This is a genomic window from Novosphingobium colocasiae (assembly GCF_014652555.1).
Lineage (GTDB): Bacteria > Pseudomonadota > Alphaproteobacteria > Sphingomonadales > Sphingomonadaceae > Novosphingobium > Novosphingobium colocasiae.
On the sequence record NZ_BMZA01000001.1, the window covers coordinates 48,147 to 66,463 of the forward strand.

Below are 18,317 nucleotides of genomic sequence, written 5' to 3' on the forward strand. Positions count from 1 at the left end.
ACAGTCCCCCCGCCGCTTTGCGTTCCGGCCGGCCGAATTGCTCCAGCCCCATATGTGTAGATCACTTTGCTACATGATTTTGTGGGGTTGACGGCGCACCGCGTCCCCGTCAAAGGGACCGCGACTTTTTAACCGCGCGATTAAACAGGTGTTGCGCGCCTTCATTGAGAGGACGGATTGGCGATGAAGATCCTCGTGCCCGTGAAGCGGGTGATTGATTATAACGTGAAGCCTCGTGTGAAGGCTGACGGGACGGGTGTTGATCTTTCGAACGTGAAGATGAGCATGAACCCGTTTGACGAGATCGCGGTGGAAGAAGCGCTGCGGATCAAGGAAGCCGGCGCGGCGGAAGAAGTGATCGTGGTGTCGGTTGGTCCGGCGAAGGCGCAGGAAACGCTGCGCACGGCGCTGGCGATGGGCGCGGACCGGGCGGTGCTGGTGGAGAGTGACGCCGAGGTCGAGCCGCTGGCGGTGGCCAAGATCCTCAAGTCGCTGGTCGAGACGGAAGCGCCGGGCCTGGTGATCCTGGGCAAGCAGGCGATCGACGACGATTCGAACCAGACCGGCCAGATGCTGGCGGCGCTGCTGGGCCGGCCGCAGGGTACGTTTGCCAGCAAGGTGGTGGTCGAGGGCGACAAGGTCGTCGTCACCCGCGAGGTCGACGGTGGCCTCGAGACGGTGAGCCTGGCGATGCCGGCGATCGTGACGACGGACCTGCGCCTCAACGAGCCGCGCTATGCCTCGCTTCCCAACATCATGAAGGCGAAGAAGAAGCCGCTCGACGTGAAGACCCCGGCCGATCTGGGCGTGGACATCACCCCGCGCCTCAAGACGCTCAAGGTCGTCGAACCGGCGGTGCGCGTGGCCGGGATCAAGGTTGCCGACGTCGATGCGCTGGTCGCCAAGCTCAAGGACATGGGCGTCGCCTGATTGGCACTGACCGGATCAGATAAAAGGAATTCCAGATGAAAACTCTCGTTTGGGTCGAACATGACAATGCGTCGGTCAAGGACGCGACGCTGGCCGCCGTCACCGCGGCATCGCAACTGGGTGAAGTGCACCTGCTGGTGGCGGGTGCTGGCTGCGCCGGGGTGGCTGAAGCTGCTGCAAAGATCGCCGGGGTCGGCAAGGTGCATCTGGCGGACGATGCCGCCTATGCCAACGCGCTGGCCGAGAATGTCGCGCCGCTGGTGGTCGAGCTGATGGGCCACCACGATGCCTTCGTCGCCCCCGCGACCAGCAACGGCAAGAACATCGCCCCGCGCGTCGCCGCGCTGCTCGACGTGATGCAGGTCTCGGACATCCTCTCGGTCGAAGGCCCCAAGACCTTCACCCGCCCGACTTATGCCGGCAACGCCATCGCCACGGTTGAAAGCTCGGACGCCAAGCTGGTCGTCACCGTGCGCGGCACCGCCTTCGCCAAGGCCGAGGCCAACGGCGGCAGCGGCACGGTGGAAGCGGTCGCCGCCACCGGCGATGCGGGCCTGTCCAGCTTCGTGAGTGCCGAAGTCGCCAAGTCGGAGCGTCCGGAACTGACCAGCGCCAAGATCATCGTCTCGGGCGGTCGCGCGCTCAAGGACGGGCCGACCTTCGAGGCGACGATCATGCCGCTCGCCGACAAGCTGGGCGCAGCCGTCGGCGCGAGCCGCGCCGCGGTCGATGCGGGCTACGTGCCGAACGACTACCAGGTCGGCCAGACCGGCAAGATCGTCGCCCCCGAAGTCTACATCGCGGTCGGCATCTCGGGCGCGATCCAGCACCTTGCAGGCATGAAGGACTCCAAGACCATCATCGCCATCAACAAGGATGAGGACGCCCCCATCTTCCAGGTCGCCGACATCGGCCTCGTCGCAGACCTCTTCGCAGCCGTACCGGAACTTACCGGCAAGCTGTGAACCTGTCGCCAGACACGAAAAGGCCCCGCAAGCGCATCGCTTGCGGGGCCTTTTTTGGTGTCGGCAGGGGCCTCAGGCGGCGCAGTCTGCCAGGCGGCCGTAGACACCTTCGGCGTAGATCAGCGGATCGGTGATGCCGCTGGTCTTGACCGCCATCACGTCACCGATGACGATGTAGTGGGTGCCGTATTCGTGCAGTTCGGTCTGCTTGCATTCGAACGATGCCTGGGCGTCCTGCAGCACCGGAACGCCGGTTGCCCCGGTTTCCCATGCGCCGGTTTCGAACCGTGCCTCGCCCTTCTCGCGACCGCTGCAGACCTGCGAGATTTCGGCGTGCGAGGAATGAAGGATGTTGACGGCGAAGTCTGCCCCGCCGCTCAGGATCGGGGCCATCGATGCGGTCTTGTTGACGCAGATCAGCAGCGACGGCGGGTCCATGCTCAGCTCGCTCACCGCCGTGGCCGCCATCGCGTGGCGCTGGCCGTCCTTGACGCAGGTAATGACCACTACGGCCTTAGCCAGGCGCCGCAGCCCCAGACGCATTTCCTCGGCGATTGTCATCAGCACTCCCTCAAGCATGTGTGGCGCACAATATAGGCGCTGGGGCCACCAATTCACAATAGCAACGGGCTATGCGGCAAAGCCGTCGCGCCGATGGCCTGCGGGGGATGCGCGGCGGGGGAGCCCTGCGGCGTGGCATAAGCGATGGTTATGGTCCCGGTCGCAAAACGCTAGTTGTCGTGCCCGGCGTGATCGCGGATGGATGCCGCTGCACCTGCGGCCGGACAAGGCGCGCGGCGACCGGGAGGCTGACGATGAGCGATACGGGCTTGGATAACGCAGTCCGCGCGAAGACGGATGCGGCTAGGGCCGGGATGGTCGATCCGGTGCTGCACGCGGCGCTGGCCCTGGTGCCCAATTTCGACAGCCTCGACAGCTCGACCCTGACCTCGTTCCGCACGGCGATGACGGCAGAACCGGTGGCGGCGGGGCTGCACGACGGTTGCCGTGTCGATCCCGTCACCGCGGTGGGAGACAACGGGCATGGCGTGCCCGGGCTGCTCTATCGCCCGCCGAATGCGCGTCCTGGCGGCGGCGTGGTGCTGATCGTCCACGGTGGCGGCTATGTGCTGGGTAGCGCGGCGCGCGAACATCCTCATGCGCTGGCGCTGGCGCTGGCGCTGGATTGCGTGGTGCTAAACCTCGATTACCGCCTTGCCCCCGAGCATCCGTTTCCGGCCGCTGCCGATGATTGCCTGGCGGCGCTGGAATGGCTGCACCGCGAGCATGCGACGCTGGATATCGATCCGGCGCGGATCGTGGTGCGCGGGATCAGCGCCGGCGGCGGGCTGGCGGCGGGGCTGGCATTGCGGGCGCGGGCGCGGGGCAACCTGCCGATCGCGCTGCTGCAACTGATCTATCCGATGCTCGACGATCGCTGCGATCCCCCGGCCCATGTCGGCGAGCACGTGTGGACCCGCCGCGCCAATCTCTATGGCTGGGCATCGCTGCTGGGGGACGCGGCTTACACCGCCCCGTCGTTTGCTGTGCCCGCGCGCGAGGCGGACCTTTCGGGACTGCCGCCGACGTTCATGGCCGTTGGCGACCTCGATCTGTTCGTCAGTGAAGACCTTGCCTTCGCGGCGCGGCTTTCGGCCAGCGGGGTCCCGCTGGAACTCCATGTCTATCCGGGGGCCTACCACGGTTTCAACCTGATCCCCGGAGCCGCCCCGGCGCAGGCCTTCGACGCGGCGAGCCATGCCGCGCTTTCGCGTGTGCTGAACCCCGGCGCATAGACGAACGGCGTCCCTCCAGACGAGGAGGGACGCCGCGTTGGTTACCGTTGCAGTCCGGTCAGAGGTCGAGCGTGACGCTCTCGCCCTTGGCGCGACTGACGCACAGGCACATGCAATCGTTCTTGGCCTTGTCTTCGGCGGTGAGGAAGGCGTCGCGGTGGTCCACTTCGCCGCCGGTCACGCCGACGATGCAGGTGCCGCACGTCCCCTGCATGCAGGCATAAGGCACGTCCATGCCGAACCGGCCGAGTGCATCGAGGATCGATTCCTGCGCCGAGACCGGAATGTCCTTGCCCGAACGCTGGAGGTGTACGGTGAACGGCAGCACTTCGCCATCGTTCTCGATCGCGGCACCGAAGCTTTCCGTGCGGATCTGCCTGGCATCCCACCCGCGCGCCAGGGCAGAGGCGCGGACGAAGTCCATGAAGCCCTGCGGCCCGCAGATGTAGAGCATTGTCCCGGCGATCGGCTTGGACAGCCAGGCATCGGCATCAAAGCCGCTGCGACCGTCGGCCAGATCGTGGTGGTACTTCACCTGGCTGGCGAAGGGAGCCTGGTCCATGATCGTGGCGAGCGGGGCAGACTGCGCATCGCGGGCGCAGGCGTGGAGCACGAAAGGCTTGCCGAGGTCGCTGAGGCGGCGCGCCATCGGCAGCAGCGGAGTGATGCCGATACCCCCGGCGATCAGCACGAAGCGCGGCGCGGACTCATAGAGCACGAAGTTGTTGCGCGGCTTGCCGACTAGCAGGACTTCGCCTTCCTGGAGGGCATGCATCGCCCGCGAACCGCCCCGGCCGTTCGAATCAAGGCGCACAGCCACGGTGTAGTGATCGGGGCCGCTATCGACCACCGAGTACTGGCGCACGAGGTTGCCGGGCAGGTGGATGTCGATGTGCGCACCGGCCTCGGCCTCGGCCAGCTTGCGGCCGTCGGTGGTTTCGAAGCGGAAGGCGCGCACGCCGTTGGCATCGTCGCGGACCATGGCGAGCTTCATCGGGATCGGCTTGCGTTCTTCGCCGGTCGGGACCGCGATCTCGCCCGGGCCTTCCCACCAGCCGCGATCGGGGATCCCCTGCTTGCGCAGCGTGCCGTTGGCGAGGTTCCACACGCGCTTGTACTTGAACCAGGGAACGTGCGGCAGCAGGTGGTGGATGATGTGTTCTTCCTGCCCGAACATCAGCCGACGGAAGATCGAATCGCCGCGCACATAAAGCGTGGACTGGAACGGTTCGTTATCCCAGGTCAGGCCTTCGGGGTGCTGGATGTGGGCGAAAGTGTAAGCGATGATACCCAGGCCGACCCGCTGCGGAATGACGTAGAGGAACAGGAACTCCTTCCAGTAGGGCGATGCCAGGAAGGCGACATGGACGGCGACGACCATGAACAGCAGCACGTAGATCGAGATCGCCGATTTGCGTGACCACAGGTGACGGCCGTACTTGAAGAACCACGCGACCCAGTTGAGGTCTGCGAACATCAGGAACGCCAGGCCAGCCCACTTGGGCGGTGCCACCAGCGCGGTATCCGGATCGCGGCCTTCCTGGCCGACAAAGCGATGGTGGTCCATGTGGATGGTGCGAAACGCGGTCATATTGATGCACGGCAGCAGGAGCTGGCCGCACAGCACGCCGATCGTATCGTTGATGAAGCCGTTGCTCGACACCGCGCGGTGCGACGCATCATGCAGCGGCGTGAACGCGATGTAGACGGCCACGAGGTTTAGCAGCATGGCCGCCCACACCGGGATCACGCCCTGAATTGCTCCGATAGTCGCAAGGGCAAATGTGCCCAGCGAGATCACGGCCAGACTGATCTGCGGGAACGAGAAGGTCGGTACCCGCATCACCTCGGCGTACCGTGGATCGAGCACAATCTGGTTCAGCACCTCGCGGGCTGTGGGGTTTCTGGTCATGACCATGAGAATCGCCTCTCCGGAAAATTTTACGTAATTAGTATACGTGAAATAGGGTCGGATGGCGAGGGAATCTTTGACTCAGATCAACTGCAAATACCGATGATAAATCAGATATTTGACCGCAATCTGGAACGCATTTCAGACGATTCCGGGCAGTACAGACAAAGAGCCCGATCGAGCGCATTTTGCGACCGATCAGGCTCTTTGTCCGGCAATGGGTTTGCCTTAAACGGGTCAGACGATCTCGGACAGGCCCTTGGTACCGCCGAGATAGGCCGGGATGGTGCCGCTGCGGGCCAGCGCATGGTCGAGCTGGAGCAGCGCGGTCTCGTCAAGGTCTGCAACCAGCGGGGCGCAGGTGGCCGAGAGGCGGGAGAGCGCGGCCATCTGGTCGGCCTGGCCACGGACCCAGAAATCCGCGCCGACGCGGGTTTGCACCGGTGCCGTTCCGTCGGCCGCTCCACCGACCAGCGCCGTGCGCAGCGCCGGGGTTTCGGCCACGGCCGCGGCCACCGCAGCGGTCACCGCTTCCTGCGCGGCGGTGACCGCTGCGGGGATGGTGCCGTCCTTGGCCGCCTTGTCATAGGCCTGCTTGCCCAGGAACATGGTGCGGATCATGTTGCGCGGTTCGGGCCGGCTGATCAGTGCGGAGAACACCGACATCTCGGCGCGAATGCCGCCGTCGATGGGTTGGATCAGGCCGAATTCCACGCAGTCGATGATCGCAATCGGGGCCGGTTCGTGGCCCAGCATGCGTGCCAGTTCGCGGGTGCGGTGGCGCTCGATCGGCTCGGCGATGGCGGCATGCGACAGTGGCACGTGATCGGCGCGGTCCCACGGCTGGGTGCAGTGGGCGGCATCGGACAGCAGCCAGCGCTCGGCAGCCGCCACTTCCTCGCCTTCTTCCACGATCTCTCCGGCAAGGCCGGCGTCGACCGCTTCCTGACCCTGATAGGTGCGGCCCAGCAGCAGCACCTCAAGTCCCGCTTCCACCCCGACCAGGCGGGTCATGCGCTGGGTGCCGCCGGCACCGGGCAGCAGGCCGACGGCATATTCCGGCAGGCCGAGCATGGCGCGGCGCGAATTGGTCATCACGCGATAGTGCGCGCCCAGCGCCAGTTCGCAGCCGCCGCCCAGCGCCACCCCGGCGATCGCCGCCGCCACCGGCTTGCCGGCGGTTTCGAGCCTGCGGATCGAGTGGCTGAGCGGGAAGAAGTGGTTGAAGGCGATATCGAAGCGGTCTGCCCTGGGGGCGGCGACGATCATTTCGTAAGCGACGCCCAGTTCGGTGAGGTCGGCCCCGGCGCAGAACCCGTTCGCCTTGCCCGATCGCACCACAACGCCCTTCACGTCATCGGCGCGGTGCAGCCATTCGGCGAACGCGGCCAGTTCATGGATCGCCTTGTTGGAGAACACGTTCATCGAGCGCGGCGCATCGAAGATGAAGTGGACAAGGCCGTTGTCCTGGAATTCGACGCGGAACTGGGTGAACTCGGGAAGCGGATTGGTCATGGTGTCTCCTGCGCGGTCTGGCGCGGTTTGCGGATCTTGCCGGCGTCATCGCGTACCGGCGTTGAGGTGAAAGTGAGGCTGCGCGGGTGCTTGGCCCGCGCCAGATATTCATCAAGGAAGCTGTCGAGCGCAGCCCGGTCGAGCCGGCGTTCGTCCGCCTCGATCAAGGCATGGACGCGCGCGCCCAGATCGGCGTCTGGCATGCCCCACACCGCGCAGCTTGCCACCGCCGGATGGCGCAGGATCGCCGCTTCGACTTCGGCCGGCCAGATGTTGATGCCGCCCGAGATGATCAGATCGTCGCGGCGGTCGGCCAGGTAGAGGTAGCCCTGAGCGTCCAGCCAGCCGATATCGCCTACGCTTTCCCAACCATCGGCGGTGGCGCGGCTTGATGCGCCGATATAGCGATAAGTCGATCCCTGGCCGCCGGGCGGCATGGCGAAGACTTCGCCCTGTTCGCCGGGCGGCATGTCCTGCCCGGCCTCGTTGAGGATGCGGATGCGTGCGCCGCCGATCGGACGACCGACCGAACCCGGCCGCGCCATCCATTCCGCGCCGCCGATCCAGCAGCGCACAAGTCCTTCGGTGGCACCGTAGACTTCCCAGATGTGGTCGGGCCCGAACCAGTCGATCCAGTCCTGCTTGAGCCAGGCGGCCATCGGCGAAGCGGTGTGGACCACGCGGTGCCAGTGCGGCATGCGCGCGGGATCGCGCTGCGGGGCGGGCAGGGCCATGATCCGCCCCATCATGGTGGGCACCATCATCGCCCATTCCACCTGTTCGCGGGCGATCAGATCCAGCGCCTCGGCGGCATCGAACCGGGGCATGGTGACGACCGTGCAGCCCAGCCACAACGCAAACACTGCCGCGCTGAAGGTGGCGTTGTGATAGAGCGGGCCGGGGACCATGATCGTGCCGCCGGGCGGAATGTCGATAAAGCCCGTTCCCGCCTCGAAGGCCGCAGGGCGGCGATCGACAATGACCTTGGGGCGGCCGGTGCTGCCACCGCTGGTGCAGGCCTTCCAGCTTGCCGCGACGGGCATCACCTGCGCGGTCGCGGCGGTTTCATCGCCGGGCAGATCGATCGCGGCCACATCGTCCTGGGTAACGTGGCAGCACGGCTGCATGATCGCCAGGATCGCCGCGCGTTCCGGCTCGGGCAGGCGGGGGGACAGCGGGGCAGGGGTGGCACCGCAGCGGTAGATGGCCAGGGTCAGGGCGAGGAAGCCCGGCCCGTTAGGCAGGCTGTAAGCGACCAGACCATCGGCAACCACGCCGCACTGGCGCAGCATGCCGGCCAGCCTTGCGCTGGCGCGGTCCAGTTCGCCGTAAGTCCAGCGTTGCCCGCCCTGCACCACGGCCGTGCGGGCGGGATCGACCCGTTGGCACAGCGTGGCGAGGGCAAGCATCGCCATCGTCAGAACGCGACCTTGTCGCCGCCCTTGAGCTGGAGGATCTCGCGCGCTTCGGCCGGAGTGGCGATTTCGCCGCCCAGGCCTTCGATGATCTGGCGCACCTTGGTGACCTGCTGGGCGTTGGTTTCGGCCAGTTGGCCCTTGCCCAGCCACAGCGAATCCTCAAGACCGACGCGCACGTTGCCGCCCATGCTGGCAGCCATCGCTGCCACCGGCATCTGGTGGGCACCGGCGGCCAGCACGGACCAGCGGTAATTGTCACCAAACAGGCGGTCCGCCGTGCGCTTCATGTGCATGACGTCTTCAGGGTGCGCGCCGATGCCGCCGAGCAGGCCGAAGCAGGTCTGGATGAACAGCGGGCCCTGGACCAGGCCTTCCTTCCAGAAATAGTGCAGATTGTAGAGGTGCGCGGTGTCGTAGCACTCGAACTCATAGCGGGTGCCGGTCGCGTTCAGCGTTTCCAGCGCGTAGCGGATATCCTTGAACGAGTTGCGGAACACCAGGTCATGGCTGCCTTCGAGCATTTCCGGCTCCCAGGCATGCTTCCACTCGCGATCCTTCTTCAGCATCGGGAACAGGCCGAAGTTCATCGAGCCCATGTTGAGGCTGGCGACTTCGGGCTTCCACACTTCGGCGGGCTTCACCCGGTACTCGACCGGCATGTAGGGCGATGCGCCGGTGGTGATGTTGACCACCACGTCGCTCGCCTGCTTGATGACCTTGAGGAACGGCTCGAAATCCTCGGGCGTGTGGACGGGCCGGCCGTCCTGCGGATCGCGCGCGTGGAGGTGGACGATCGCCGCGCCGGCTTCGGCCGCTTCGAGCGCGCTCTGGGCGATCTCCTCGGCCGTTATCGGAAGATAGGGCGACATCGAAGGGGTGTGGATCGAACCGGTGATCGCGCAGGAAATGATCGTCTTTTGTCTGGCCATGGAAAATGTCCTCTCGAAAACTCGTGGTGCGCGCCTGCTTGCCCCGACTGGCCTGACTGGTCAATTGGTCAGGTTTAATCCGTATGGCTGGGCCCGGTCGGGGTTATAGCCCATCCGCGATCCGGCTCCATGCTGCTGCCAGGGCATCGCGGAACGCCGGCGCGGCGATTGCGATCAGTGCTTCGGCGCGGGCGTTGTGGCCCTTACCGCGCAGATCGGCCGCGCCATGTTCGGTGACGACGATGTCGGTATCGAGCCGCCCCAGTGAGACTGGGCCCTTGGCATCGCGGGGGTCGATGATCCGCGTGATCGCGCCCTTGCCGGCATCGGCGGGCAGGCAGATCATGCGGATGCCGCGCGGCGACAGGCGGGCTGCGGTCGTGAAATCGCTCGCCCCGCCGGGGCCGGACATTGCGCCCTTGGGCCCGACTTCGGCGTAAGTCTGGCCGAACAGGTCAACCTCCAACGCGCCGTTGACGGTGATCAGTTGTTCGGCTGCGCCCGAGACGCGCGGATCGTGCGTGACCGAGATCGGCCGGAAATCGAAGTGCGGATCATCCAGCCCGGCATAGAGCGCGGGGCTGCCGATGGCGACGCCGACCAGCGCGCTCTTGCCCGTTGCCATCGCCCCGGACCGCACCAGCCGCAGCGCGCCATCGCCGATCAGCCCGGTATGGATGCGCAGGTTGCGGCGGTCCTGCACCATGTCGAGGATGCAGTCGGGAACTTTGCCGAGCCCGGTCTGGATCGTCGCGCCATCTTCGATGAAGGCGGCGGCGTGGCGGGCGATCGCTTCGGAAACCGGGTCGGCGGCACCATCGGGCATGCCCTTGAGCGGCTGCTCGCCTTCGATGTAGCCGGTCAGTTCGGCGAAGGGGATACCGGGATCACCGGCGGTGCGCGGCATGGCCGGGTTGATGTGCGCCACGCGCACGGCGGCGTTGCGCCAGTTGTCGGGGATCCACGCGGTTTCCGCCCCGAACGAGCACATGCCGTTTTCGTCCGGCGGGCTGACCATCGCCAGTACGGCGCGGGGTTTCAAGGACCGATAGAGCGCCTGTCCGGCGGCATAATGGACGGGGACGAAATCGACCCGGTGCGCTTCGGCGCGCAACTGCGGGGTCTGGAAGAACGACAGAACGCGGGTTTGCGATCCACCGCTGTACGTGGGCTTGTTCAGGCCCGGCACGAAGATGCCGGAAAAGGTCATGTCACCCAGCGCATCGCCGGCTTGCGCCACCATCTCGACCAGCAGGTCGGATTCGGCGGGACTGGCGGACACCAGCGTCAGGCCACCCGGCGGGAGAACCGATGCCAGTTCATCAACCTTGAGGGCGCGTGGCGCCATGATACGCAACCTCTCCAATCGTGCGCTATGCGGCACCGCGCTCCACCGGGGCGGGGCGGGGGGCGCGGTGCCGCTGCGCTTGTCTTACTTGACGTACTTGTGGAAATCGGGGGTGCGGCGTTCATGGAACGCGCGCATGCCTTCCTTGGATTCCTCGGTATCGTAGTAGAGCTTGACCGAGTTCAGCGCGAGCATCGAGATGCCCCGGATATTGTCGCTGTCCGCATTGAAGCTGCGCTTGGCGAGCGCCAGCGCGGTGGGCGAACGCTGGGCGAGAATGTCGGTCCACTCGTTCACCGCATCGTCCAGCTCTGCAGCCGGGACGACCTTGTTGACGAGGCCCATCTCCAGCGCTTCCTGCGCGGAATACTGAAGGTTGAGATACCAGATCTCGCGCGCCTTCTTGTCGCCCACGTGGCGGGCGAGATAGGCGGTGCCCCAGCCGGCATCGACCGAGCCGACCTTGGGGCCGACCTGGCCGAGCTTGGCGGTGTCGGCCATGATCGACAGGTCGCACAGCGTGGCGAACACGTTGCCGCCGCCGATCGCGAAACCGTTGATGCGCGCGATGACCGGCTTGGGAATGTCGCGGATGATCGACTGGAATTCGTCGATCGGCAGGCCGACGATGCCGCGGCCGTCATACTGCCCGTCCTTGGCGCTCTGATCGCCGCCGGTGCAGAAGGCCTTGTCGCCGGCGCCGGTCAGGACGACGCAGGAGACGCCGCGATCGTCGGATGCCAGCTTGAAGGCGGTGATCAGTTCTTCCATCGTCTGGGCGCGGAAGGCGTTGTAAAGCTTGGGGCGGTTGATGATGACCCAGGCGGCGCGGCCGCGCACTTCATAGATGATGTCTTCGAAAACGGGTGCTTCGCTCATGGGAAGTCCTTTCATTCGTAATTGCGATAGATGGCGGAGGATCGGGCAATGATCCGCGTGCCGACGAAAGCCTTGGCTTCGGTGAAGAGCAGGGTCTTGGTTTTCTTGATTAGCGCCACGTCCGCGACGAGCCAGTCGCCGGGCACAGCGCGGGAGAGATAGTCGACGCTGAGCGTCACGGTCGGCGTGTGCAGATCGTCCCCGTCAGGGTCCTGATAGACAAAGGCCTGCCCGTCGAGGAACGTCGCCATGGCACCGCCGTGCATGGTGCCGGTGGCATTGCAGTGACGTTCGCCGACGAGGAGGGCATAGCGCCGGTTCTCGCGATCGACCCAGACATCGCCGACCGTCCACTCCCCGGTGCGGGTGACGATACCCGTCACCCACGTGCCGGGAAGCGGCGGCGGACCTTGTTCGACCGACATGCTCTTAGAGCATCGTCAGGCCGCCGGAGATCGAAATCGCCTGGCCGGTAATGAAGGCGCCGTCGTCCGACGCCAGAAGCGCGACCATGCCGGCATAGTCTTCCGGCTCGCCGATGCGCTTGAGCGGAATGCCGCGAACCATCGCGTCCTTCCACTTTTCGGCTTCCGGCCCTTCGCCGACCACCGAGGCCATCATCGGGGTGTTCGTCGGCCCCGGGCAGACGCAGTTGGCGAGTACGCCCTTGCGGGCCAGTTCGCGCGCGATCGACTTGGTGAAGCTGATGAGGCCGCCCTTGCATGCCGAATAGACAGCCTCGTTGGCGGTGCCCACGCGCGCCGCGTCCGAGGCGATGTTGATGATGCGACCACCGCCGCGCTGCGCCATGCGGCCGGCAACGGCGAAGTGGGTGTTGAGGTTGCCCTTGAGGTTGATCGCGATGACCTTGTCCCAGAACGCGGGGTCGGTCACGATGAAGGGCTGCGGCTTGTCCCAGCCGGCATTGTTGACCAGCGCCCAGACCGGACCGAGGTCATCCTCGACGGCGGCGACAGCGGCCTGCACCGCGTCGTAGTCGCTGACGTCGACCTTCCAGGTCTTGACGACGGCGTCACCGGCGAGCTTGGCGGTTTCTTCGCCGGCTTCGGGGCTGAGGTCGAAAATCGCGACCTTGCAGCCTTCCGCCGCGAGACGCAGGACAAGCGCCCTGCCGATACCCTGTCCGCCGCCGGTAACGATGGCGACTTTGCCTTCCAATCCTTTCACTGGGACCTCCTGCTGAAATGGGAAGCCGGCTAGATTTCTATATCGCCGGCCCCTTCGGCATCGCTGCCGATAAGTTCGATTAGTCTTGTCTTCACCTTGAGCAGCACGATCCCTGCGGCATCGAGCTCCTCTTCGCTGACCACGGTCATGATGTCGGTTTCGACCGCATCGACCGATTCGCGGATCGTCGTGACCAGCTTCTGCCCGGCGCGGGTCAGGAAAATCCTGCGCGCCCGGGCATCCCGCTCGTCCGCGCGCCGTTCCACGAAACCGGCTGCCTCCATCCGGTCCACCAGACCGCCGATAGCGACCTTCGTCAGGTCGAGATCGGCGGCAAGCGCGGTCTGGGTCATCCCGTCACGGCGCGACAGGAAGGCCAGGACCCACCATTGCGAACGGGTGATCCCGAGCGGCTTGAGCGCCCGGTCCACGACGATCCGGCGCATGCGCGACACGTCGTGGATGAGAAAGCCGAAGCGGAGATGGGCATCCAAATTCTTCTGCACGTCAGGTACTCCGGAGGTCGAAACCCCCGAACTATCCAGATACGCGCCGGTATCAAGAGGTAAGCCTGTTTCCATCAGGCTTTGCGCGTCAGCTTGCCCTTGAACATCTCGCGCGCGATGATGGTCTTCATAATCTCGATCGAGCCGCCGGCGATCTTGACGATGCGCGCATCGGCATAGGCGCGGCAGATCGGGTATTCCCACATGTAGCCCCAGCCGCCGAACAACTGGAGGCACTTGTCGACCGCCTCGCAATGCAGTTCCGAAGTGGTCATCTTGGCCATCGCCGCGTCCACCGGGTCGAGCTTGCCCTGCATGAACAGGTCGATGCACTTGTCGGTGAACACGCGCGCCATGACGGCGCGGGCCTTGAGATCGGCGAGCACGAACTGGGTGTTCTGGAAATCGGCGATGGTCTGGCCGAACGCCTTGCGTTCCGAGGTATAGTCCACCGTCCATTCGATCACGGTCTCGGTGACGGTCGCCGAACGGATCGCCTGGGCCAGACGCTCCTGCGACAGCTTCGTCATCATGATCTTGAAGCCTTCGCCCTCACCGCCCAGCATGGCGCTGGCGGGGACGCGCAGGTTGTCGAAGAACAGCTCAGAGGTGTCCTGGGCCTTCATGCCCAGCTTTTCCAGGTTCTGGCCGCGGTTGAAGCCGGGCAGGCTGGTATCGACCAGGAACAGGGTCACGCCCTTGGCACCGGCATCGCTGTCGGTCTTGGTCGCCAGCACCAGCACGTCGCACATCTGGCCGTTGGAGATGAACACCTTTTGGCCGTTGATGATGTAATCGTCTCCGTCGCGCACGGCCTTGGTCTTGATCGCCTTGAGGTCGGACCCGGCGTGCGGCTCGGTCATGCCGAGCGAGCCGATCGCTTCACCGGTGACCATCCTGGGTAGCCACTGGGCCTTCTGTTCATCGGTCCCGAACGCAAGGATGTAGCTGGCGACGAGATCGGTGTGAATCAGGAAGCCGGGGCCCGAAGTGCCCGCGCGCCACAGTTCCTCGAACACGATCACGTCATAAAGATAGTCCGCGCCGATGCCGCCGAATTCCTCGGGGACAGTGCAGCACAGCATCCCGGCCTCACCGGCCTTGAGCCAGATGTCGCGCGGGACGATGCCGTCCTTTTCCCACTGGTCGTGGAACGGGACGATTTCCTTTTCCATGAACTTGCGGACGGTATCCCGCCACATCTCATGCTCAGGCTCGAAGAGAGTCCGTTCGATCATGGTTTAGCTGTTCCCCCGCTGGGATTTTTCCTTGGCGACCGAAGCGGCAATGGCGGCGCGGGCCGCATCCCACTGTTCGGGCGTCAGGTTGGTGAGGTCGGCAAAGCTGCCGGGGCTGGCGAGGTGCTGCGCACCGTCGATGGCGATGGTCTGACCGGTCAGGTAGTTGCATCCGTCCGACATCAGGAAGGTAATCATGTTGCACAATTCGGGCATCTGGCCGAACCGGCGCAACGGCACGGTATCGAACGTGGTGGCCGAGCTTTGCGTATCGGGGATCGGGTTCAGCTTTTCCCACGCGCCTTCGGTGGGGAAGGGGCCGGGAGCAACCGCGTTGAGGCGGATGCCGTAAGGGCCCCATTCAACGGCGAGCGATTTGGTCATCGAATCGATCGCGGTCTTGCCCATGGCCGAGGGAACCACGAAAGCCGAACCGGTCCACACCCAGGTGGTGAGGTTGGACACCACCGAACCGGCAATGCCGTCGCGAATCCAGCGCTTGCCGACCGACAGGGTGGTAAAGAAGGTACCGTCGATCACGGTCGAGGTGACGGCGCGGAAACCGCGTGCGCTCAGATCCTTGGTCGGGGCGATGAAATTGGCGGCGGCGTTGTTGAACAGCCCGGTCAGCGGGCCGATCGCCCAGATCGCCTCGATCATGGCGTCCACCGCGTCGGCATCGCGGATATCGCAGGCATGGGCATAGACCTTGCCGCCCGTCTTGGCCGAGATTTCGGCGGCGGTCTGGTCCAGCAGCGCCTGACGACGACCGCAGATGTGCACCACGGCACCGCGACCGCTAAGGCTGGTGGCGATCTCGCGACCCAGACCGCTGCCCCCGCCCGTCACGAGAATGGACTTGCCCGCCAGGGCATCCTGCTTGAAAATGTCCACGTCCTGCTCCCTTGGCCGAAGCGTTACGGCCTGTTCCCAATTGTGGCCTTGCCAGCAATTGTGAACCTGTTTACAAAATGATTCGGCGCTGTCAAGAAGGGAGCGTCGGTTACCGGGGTCGACGGTTCGTGAAGCGGCCCGGTCATGTTTGTTTTGCGGAGGATAGGGTGCAGATCGGGATAACCGCAGTGGGCGCTTACCTGCCCGCGCTTCGGGTCGACCGCAAGGCGATGGCCCGCGAATTCGGATGGAGCGGTCTGGGCATGCCGCGTGCGGGATCGCGCGCCGTTGCCGGCTGGGACGAAGACACGCTGACCATGGCGGTCGAATCGGCGCGGGCGCTGGCCGCCACCGCGCCGGACGCGCTGCGGATCGCTTCGACCTCGGCGTTCTATACGGACCGTGCGCAAAGCGCGATTGCGATCGATGCGCTGGCGTTGCCGCGCTCGGTGCGCACCACCGATCTTGCGAATTCGCGCCGTGCCGGTGTTACCGCGCTGCTCGATGCCCTGCTGGCGGGACGCGATGAAATCGTGATTGCCGCAGAAAAGCGCCTGACCCAGGCCGGCAGCGCATCGCAGCTCGCCTATGGCGATGGCGCGGCGGCCGTGCGTGTCGGTGCCGCCGGGCCGGCCCGGCTGGCCGGTTATGCCAGCCACACGCACGATCTGGTCGATCGCTACGCCTCGGTCGATCACCCTACCCCTTACGCTTATGAAGAGCGCTTCGTGCGCGACATCGCGGTGGCGGAAATCATCGTGCCGGTGGTGCGCGAAGCCTGCGCTGCGGCCGGGATCGAACCGGCGCAACTGGCGCATGTGGCGGTGGCCGAACCGGTCGGCGGGACCTGGGCGGCGGCTTCGCGCAAGCTCAAGGTGGCTGCGCCCAATCACTGCCAGGCGGTGAGCGAAAAGGCCGGCGATCTGGGCGCGGCAATGCCGCTGTTCGGCCTTGGTCTCGCGCTTGCGGCGGCCAGGCCGGGCGATCACGTGCTGGTGCTGGGCTTTGGCAGCGGTGCCGATGCGCTGGTGTTCGAAGTGACCGGTGCGATCACCGGGACAGACCAGTTCGCATCCGCGCTCGATCAGGGCTTCCGGCTGGCTTCGGCCACGCGCTTCCTCAATCTCGTCGGCGCGCTTTCGCTCGACTGGGGAATGCGCTCGGAGTTTCAGCAGAAGGCGCAGGCAACCGTGATCGAGCGGGTCGGCCGCGACATGATCGGCTTCGTCGGCGGGCGCGACAGCACCGGTAACGTCCAGTTTCCCAAAAGCGACTATCCGGTCAATCCGGCGCTGACCAGGCCCGAAAAGCTGGAGGACGTAAGGCTGGCCGATCTGGAGGCGAGGATCGTCTCGGTGACGGCCGACCGGCTCAACTTCACGCCCGACCCGCCGTTCGATTTCGGCCTCGTCCAGTTCGACAACGGCGCGCGGGTGCTGATGGAACTGACCGACCGCCCGGAAAAGGGTTTTGCGGTGGGTGATGCCGTGCGCATGCGCCTGCGGATCAAATCGCAGCACCGCGAACTGGGAACGCGGACATATTTCTGGAAGGCAGCGCCGCTGGCGCGGCCCGAGCTGGGAGAAGCCTGATGGCAAGCGGATTCAGGGACAAGGTCGCCATCGTCGGCATGGGCTGCACCCGGTTCGGCGAACGCTGGGACCTGGGCGCGGACGGCCTGATGGTCGAGGCTTTCGCCGAAGCGCTGGCCGACGCCGGGATCGAGCGGGACCAGATCGAGGCGGCATGGGTCGGCAATGCGCTCGACGATATCAACGTCGGCAATTCGGCGCTGCCCGCCGCGCATGCGCTGCGGCTGAACCGGGTACCGGTCACCCGGGTCGAGAACATGTGCGCCACCGGCACCGAAGCGCTGCGCGGGGCAGCTTATGCGGTGGCGTCCGGCGCGGTCGATATCGCGCTGGCGATCGGCGTCGAGAAGCTCAAGGACACCGGCTACGGCGGTCTGCCGCTGCGCACCAAGGGCGTGCAGAACGACCTGTGGATGCCCTATGGCTCGGCTCCGGGCACGTTCGCCCAGCTTGCCGGCGCTTATGCCGCGCGGCACGGGATCGATGCCGGGGACCTCAAGCGGGCGATGGCGCACGTTTCGTGGAAGAGCCACCAGAACGGCGTGCATTCCCCCAAGGCGCACCTGCAGAAGGCGGTCGATATCGAAACCATCCTCAAGGCACCGCTGATCGCGGACCCGCTGGGACTGTTCGATTGCTGCGGCGTGTCCGATGGCGCGGCCTGCGCGATCGTCACCACGCCTGAAATCGCCAAGGCGCTGGGCAAGGGCAATCCGGTCACCATCAAGGCCATCCAGTTGTGCGCCAGCAACGGCTGGGAACTGCAGTACGGCGAATGGGACGGGGCCAGCGTGCCGAACACCCGCGTCGCCGCCGGCCGCGCCTACGCCGAAGCGGGGATCCATGATCCGCGGCAGAGCATCGATATGACCGAGGTGCATGACTGCTTCTCGATCACCGAACTCGTCATCATGGAAGACCTCGGCCTGTCCGAGGAAGGCCGCGCGCCGGCCGATATCCTCGATGGCCGCTATGATCGCGACGGCGCGATCCCGTGCCAGCTCGATGGCGGGCTCAAGTGCTTCGGCCACCCGGTCGGCGCTTCAGGTCTCAGAATGGCTTATGAAGTCTATAACCAGTTGCAGGGTCGTGCAGGCGAACGCCAGCGTGGTAAGGTCGATGTCGGCCTCACTCACAACCTGGGCGGGGCACCTTTCAACAGCGTCGCTGCGGTCGCGATCTTCGGCCGCCTCGACTGACGCATTCA

General features: G+C 65.5%; 17 protein-coding genes. 5 read left to right on the forward strand and 12 right to left on the reverse strand.

Going from position 1 to position 18,317, the window contains the following annotated elements:
* Window positions 1–183 precede the first annotated feature (183 nt).
* Window positions 184–930 (forward strand): electron transfer flavoprotein subunit beta/FixA family protein, encoded by a 747-nt coding sequence (locus IE122_RS00225; RefSeq protein ID WP_189619085.1) that lies wholly within the window; start codon window positions 184–186, stop codon window positions 928–930.
* A 35-nt stretch (window positions 931–965) separates the two neighbouring features.
* Entirely contained in the window at window positions 966–1,895 is a 930-nt protein-coding gene (locus IE122_RS00230) for an electron transfer flavoprotein subunit alpha/FixB family protein (protein WP_189619086.1), read from the forward strand.
* Between the two features lie 72 nt (window positions 1,896–1,967).
* Here the strand turns inward: IE122_RS00230 and IE122_RS00235 are convergent, their stop codons facing one another.
* Window positions 1,968–2,456, reverse strand: coding sequence for a flavin reductase family protein (locus tag IE122_RS00235; protein ID WP_229813596.1), 489 nt, complete (start codon window positions 2,454–2,456; stop codon window positions 1,968–1,970).
* 254 nt (window positions 2,457–2,710) lie between these two features.
* On the opposite strand from IE122_RS00235, the gene IE122_RS00240 reads away from it, so the two are divergent.
* On the forward strand, window positions 2,711–3,691 hold the full coding sequence (locus IE122_RS00240) for an alpha/beta hydrolase fold domain-containing protein (protein ID WP_189619088.1): 981 nt from the start codon (window positions 2,711–2,713) through the stop codon (window positions 3,689–3,691).
* 58 nt (window positions 3,692–3,749) lie between these two features.
* On the opposite strand, the gene IE122_RS00245 is transcribed toward IE122_RS00240, so the two are convergent.
* The 11 genes from IE122_RS00245 to IE122_RS00295 all read right to left on the reverse strand — a co-directional run bounded on the left by IE122_RS00245 (window position 3,750) and on the right by IE122_RS00295 (window position 15,518).
* Entirely contained in the window at window positions 3,750–5,603 is a 1,854-nt protein-coding gene (locus IE122_RS00245; RefSeq protein ID WP_189619089.1) for a fatty acid desaturase, read from the reverse strand.
* Window positions 5,604–5,840: 237 nt separating this feature from the next.
* Window positions 5,841–7,118 (reverse strand): enoyl-CoA hydratase-related protein, encoded by a 1,278-nt coding sequence (locus tag IE122_RS00250; protein WP_189619090.1) that lies wholly within the window; start codon window positions 7,116–7,118, stop codon window positions 5,841–5,843.
* The gene (locus tag IE122_RS00255) at window positions 7,115–8,533 is read right to left on the reverse strand and encodes an AMP-binding protein (RefSeq protein ID WP_189619091.1); all 1,419 of its coding nucleotides are present in this window, start codon (window positions 8,531–8,533) and stop codon (window positions 7,115–7,117) included. Before IE122_RS00255 ends, IE122_RS00250 begins: the two co-directional genes overlap by 4 nt.
* 2 nt (window positions 8,534–8,535) lie before the next feature.
* Window positions 8,536–9,465 (reverse strand): 3,5-dioxohexanoate:acetyl-CoA acetone transferase, encoded by a 930-nt coding sequence (gene kce / locus IE122_RS00260; protein WP_189619092.1) that lies wholly within the window; start codon window positions 9,463–9,465, stop codon window positions 8,536–8,538.
* 103 nt (window positions 9,466–9,568) lie between these two features.
* Window positions 9,569–10,813, reverse strand: a complete 1,245-nt coding sequence (locus tag IE122_RS00265; RefSeq protein WP_189619093.1) for an acetyl-CoA hydrolase/transferase family protein — start codon at window positions 10,811–10,813, stop codon at window positions 9,569–9,571.
* A gap of 84 nt (window positions 10,814–10,897) precedes the next feature.
* On the reverse strand, window positions 10,898–11,692 hold the full coding sequence (locus IE122_RS00270) for an enoyl-CoA hydratase-related protein (RefSeq protein ID WP_189619094.1): 795 nt from the start codon (window positions 11,690–11,692) through the stop codon (window positions 10,898–10,900).
* An 11-nt stretch (window positions 11,693–11,703) separates the two neighbouring features.
* Window positions 11,704–12,117, reverse strand: coding sequence for a PaaI family thioesterase (locus IE122_RS00275; RefSeq protein ID WP_189619095.1), 414 nt, complete (start codon window positions 12,115–12,117; stop codon window positions 11,704–11,706).
* Window positions 12,118–12,121: 4 nt separating this feature from the next.
* Window positions 12,122–12,880, reverse strand: a complete 759-nt coding sequence (locus IE122_RS00280; RefSeq protein WP_189619096.1) for an SDR family oxidoreductase — start codon at window positions 12,878–12,880, stop codon at window positions 12,122–12,124.
* Window positions 12,881–12,909: 29 nt separating this feature from the next.
* The gene (locus tag IE122_RS00285) at window positions 12,910–13,386 is read right to left on the reverse strand and encodes a MarR family winged helix-turn-helix transcriptional regulator (RefSeq protein ID WP_189619097.1); all 477 of its coding nucleotides are present in this window, start codon (window positions 13,384–13,386) and stop codon (window positions 12,910–12,912) included.
* Between the two features lie 74 nt (window positions 13,387–13,460).
* Entirely contained in the window at window positions 13,461–14,624 is a 1,164-nt protein-coding gene (locus tag IE122_RS00290; protein WP_189619098.1) for an acyl-CoA dehydrogenase family protein, read from the reverse strand.
* 3 nt (window positions 14,625–14,627) lie between these two features.
* On the reverse strand, window positions 14,628–15,518 hold the full coding sequence (locus tag IE122_RS00295) for an SDR family oxidoreductase (RefSeq protein WP_189619099.1): 891 nt from the start codon (window positions 15,516–15,518) through the stop codon (window positions 14,628–14,630).
* Window positions 15,519–15,685: 167 nt separating this feature from the next.
* Here IE122_RS00295 and IE122_RS00300 point away from each other — a divergent pair, with 167 nt between their 5' ends.
* Both IE122_RS00300 and IE122_RS00305 read left to right on the forward strand, forming a co-directional pair.
* Window positions 15,686–17,110, forward strand: a complete 1,425-nt coding sequence (locus IE122_RS00300; protein WP_189619100.1) for an OB-fold domain-containing protein — start codon at window positions 15,686–15,688, stop codon at window positions 17,108–17,110.
* On the forward strand, window positions 17,110–18,309 hold the full coding sequence (locus IE122_RS00305) for an acetyl-CoA acetyltransferase (protein WP_189619101.1): 1,200 nt from the start codon (window positions 17,110–17,112) through the stop codon (window positions 18,307–18,309). Before IE122_RS00300 ends, IE122_RS00305 begins: the two co-directional genes overlap by 1 nt.
* Window positions 18,310–18,317 lie beyond the last annotated feature (8 nt).

What these genes read in the sequence shown, in the direction of transcription:
- IE122_RS00225 (WP_189619085.1), top strand. Translation starts at nt 184, where the DNA reads ATGAAGATCCTCGTGCCCGTGAAGCGGGTGATTGATTATAACGTGAAG.
- IE122_RS00230 (WP_189619086.1), top strand. Translation starts at nt 966, where the DNA reads ATGAAAACTCTCGTTTGGGTCGAACATGACAATGCGTCGGTCAAGGAC.
- IE122_RS00235 (WP_229813596.1), bottom strand. Translation starts at nt 2,456, where the DNA reads ATGACAATCGCCGAGGAAATGCGTCTGGGGCTGCGGCGCCTGGCTAAG.
- IE122_RS00240 (WP_189619088.1), top strand. Translation starts at nt 2,711, where the DNA reads ATGAGCGATACGGGCTTGGATAACGCAGTCCGCGCGAAGACGGATGCG.
- IE122_RS00245 (WP_189619089.1), bottom strand. Translation starts at nt 5,603, where the DNA reads ATGACCAGAAACCCCACAGCCCGCGAGGTGCTGAACCAGATTGTGCTC.
- IE122_RS00250 (WP_189619090.1), bottom strand. Translation starts at nt 7,118, where the DNA reads ATGACCAATCCGCTTCCCGAGTTCACCCAGTTCCGCGTCGAATTCCAG.
- IE122_RS00255 (WP_189619091.1), bottom strand. Translation starts at nt 8,533, where the DNA reads ATGGCGATGCTTGCCCTCGCCACGCTGTGCCAACGGGTCGATCCCGCC.
- kce (WP_189619092.1), bottom strand. Translation starts at nt 9,465, where the DNA reads ATGGCCAGACAAAAGACGATCATTTCCTGCGCGATCACCGGTTCGATC.
- IE122_RS00265 (WP_189619093.1), bottom strand. Translation starts at nt 10,813, where the DNA reads ATGGCGCCACGCGCCCTCAAGGTTGATGAACTGGCATCGGTTCTCCCG.
- IE122_RS00270 (WP_189619094.1), bottom strand. Translation starts at nt 11,692, where the DNA reads ATGAGCGAAGCACCCGTTTTCGAAGACATCATCTATGAAGTGCGCGGC.
- IE122_RS00275 (WP_189619095.1), bottom strand. Translation starts at nt 12,117, where the DNA reads ATGTCGGTCGAACAAGGTCCGCCGCCGCTTCCCGGCACGTGGGTGACG.
- IE122_RS00290 (WP_189619098.1), bottom strand. Translation starts at nt 14,624, where the DNA reads ATGATCGAACGGACTCTCTTCGAGCCTGAGCATGAGATGTGGCGGGAT.
- IE122_RS00305 (WP_189619101.1), top strand. Translation starts at nt 17,110, where the DNA reads ATGGCAAGCGGATTCAGGGACAAGGTCGCCATCGTCGGCATGGGCTGC.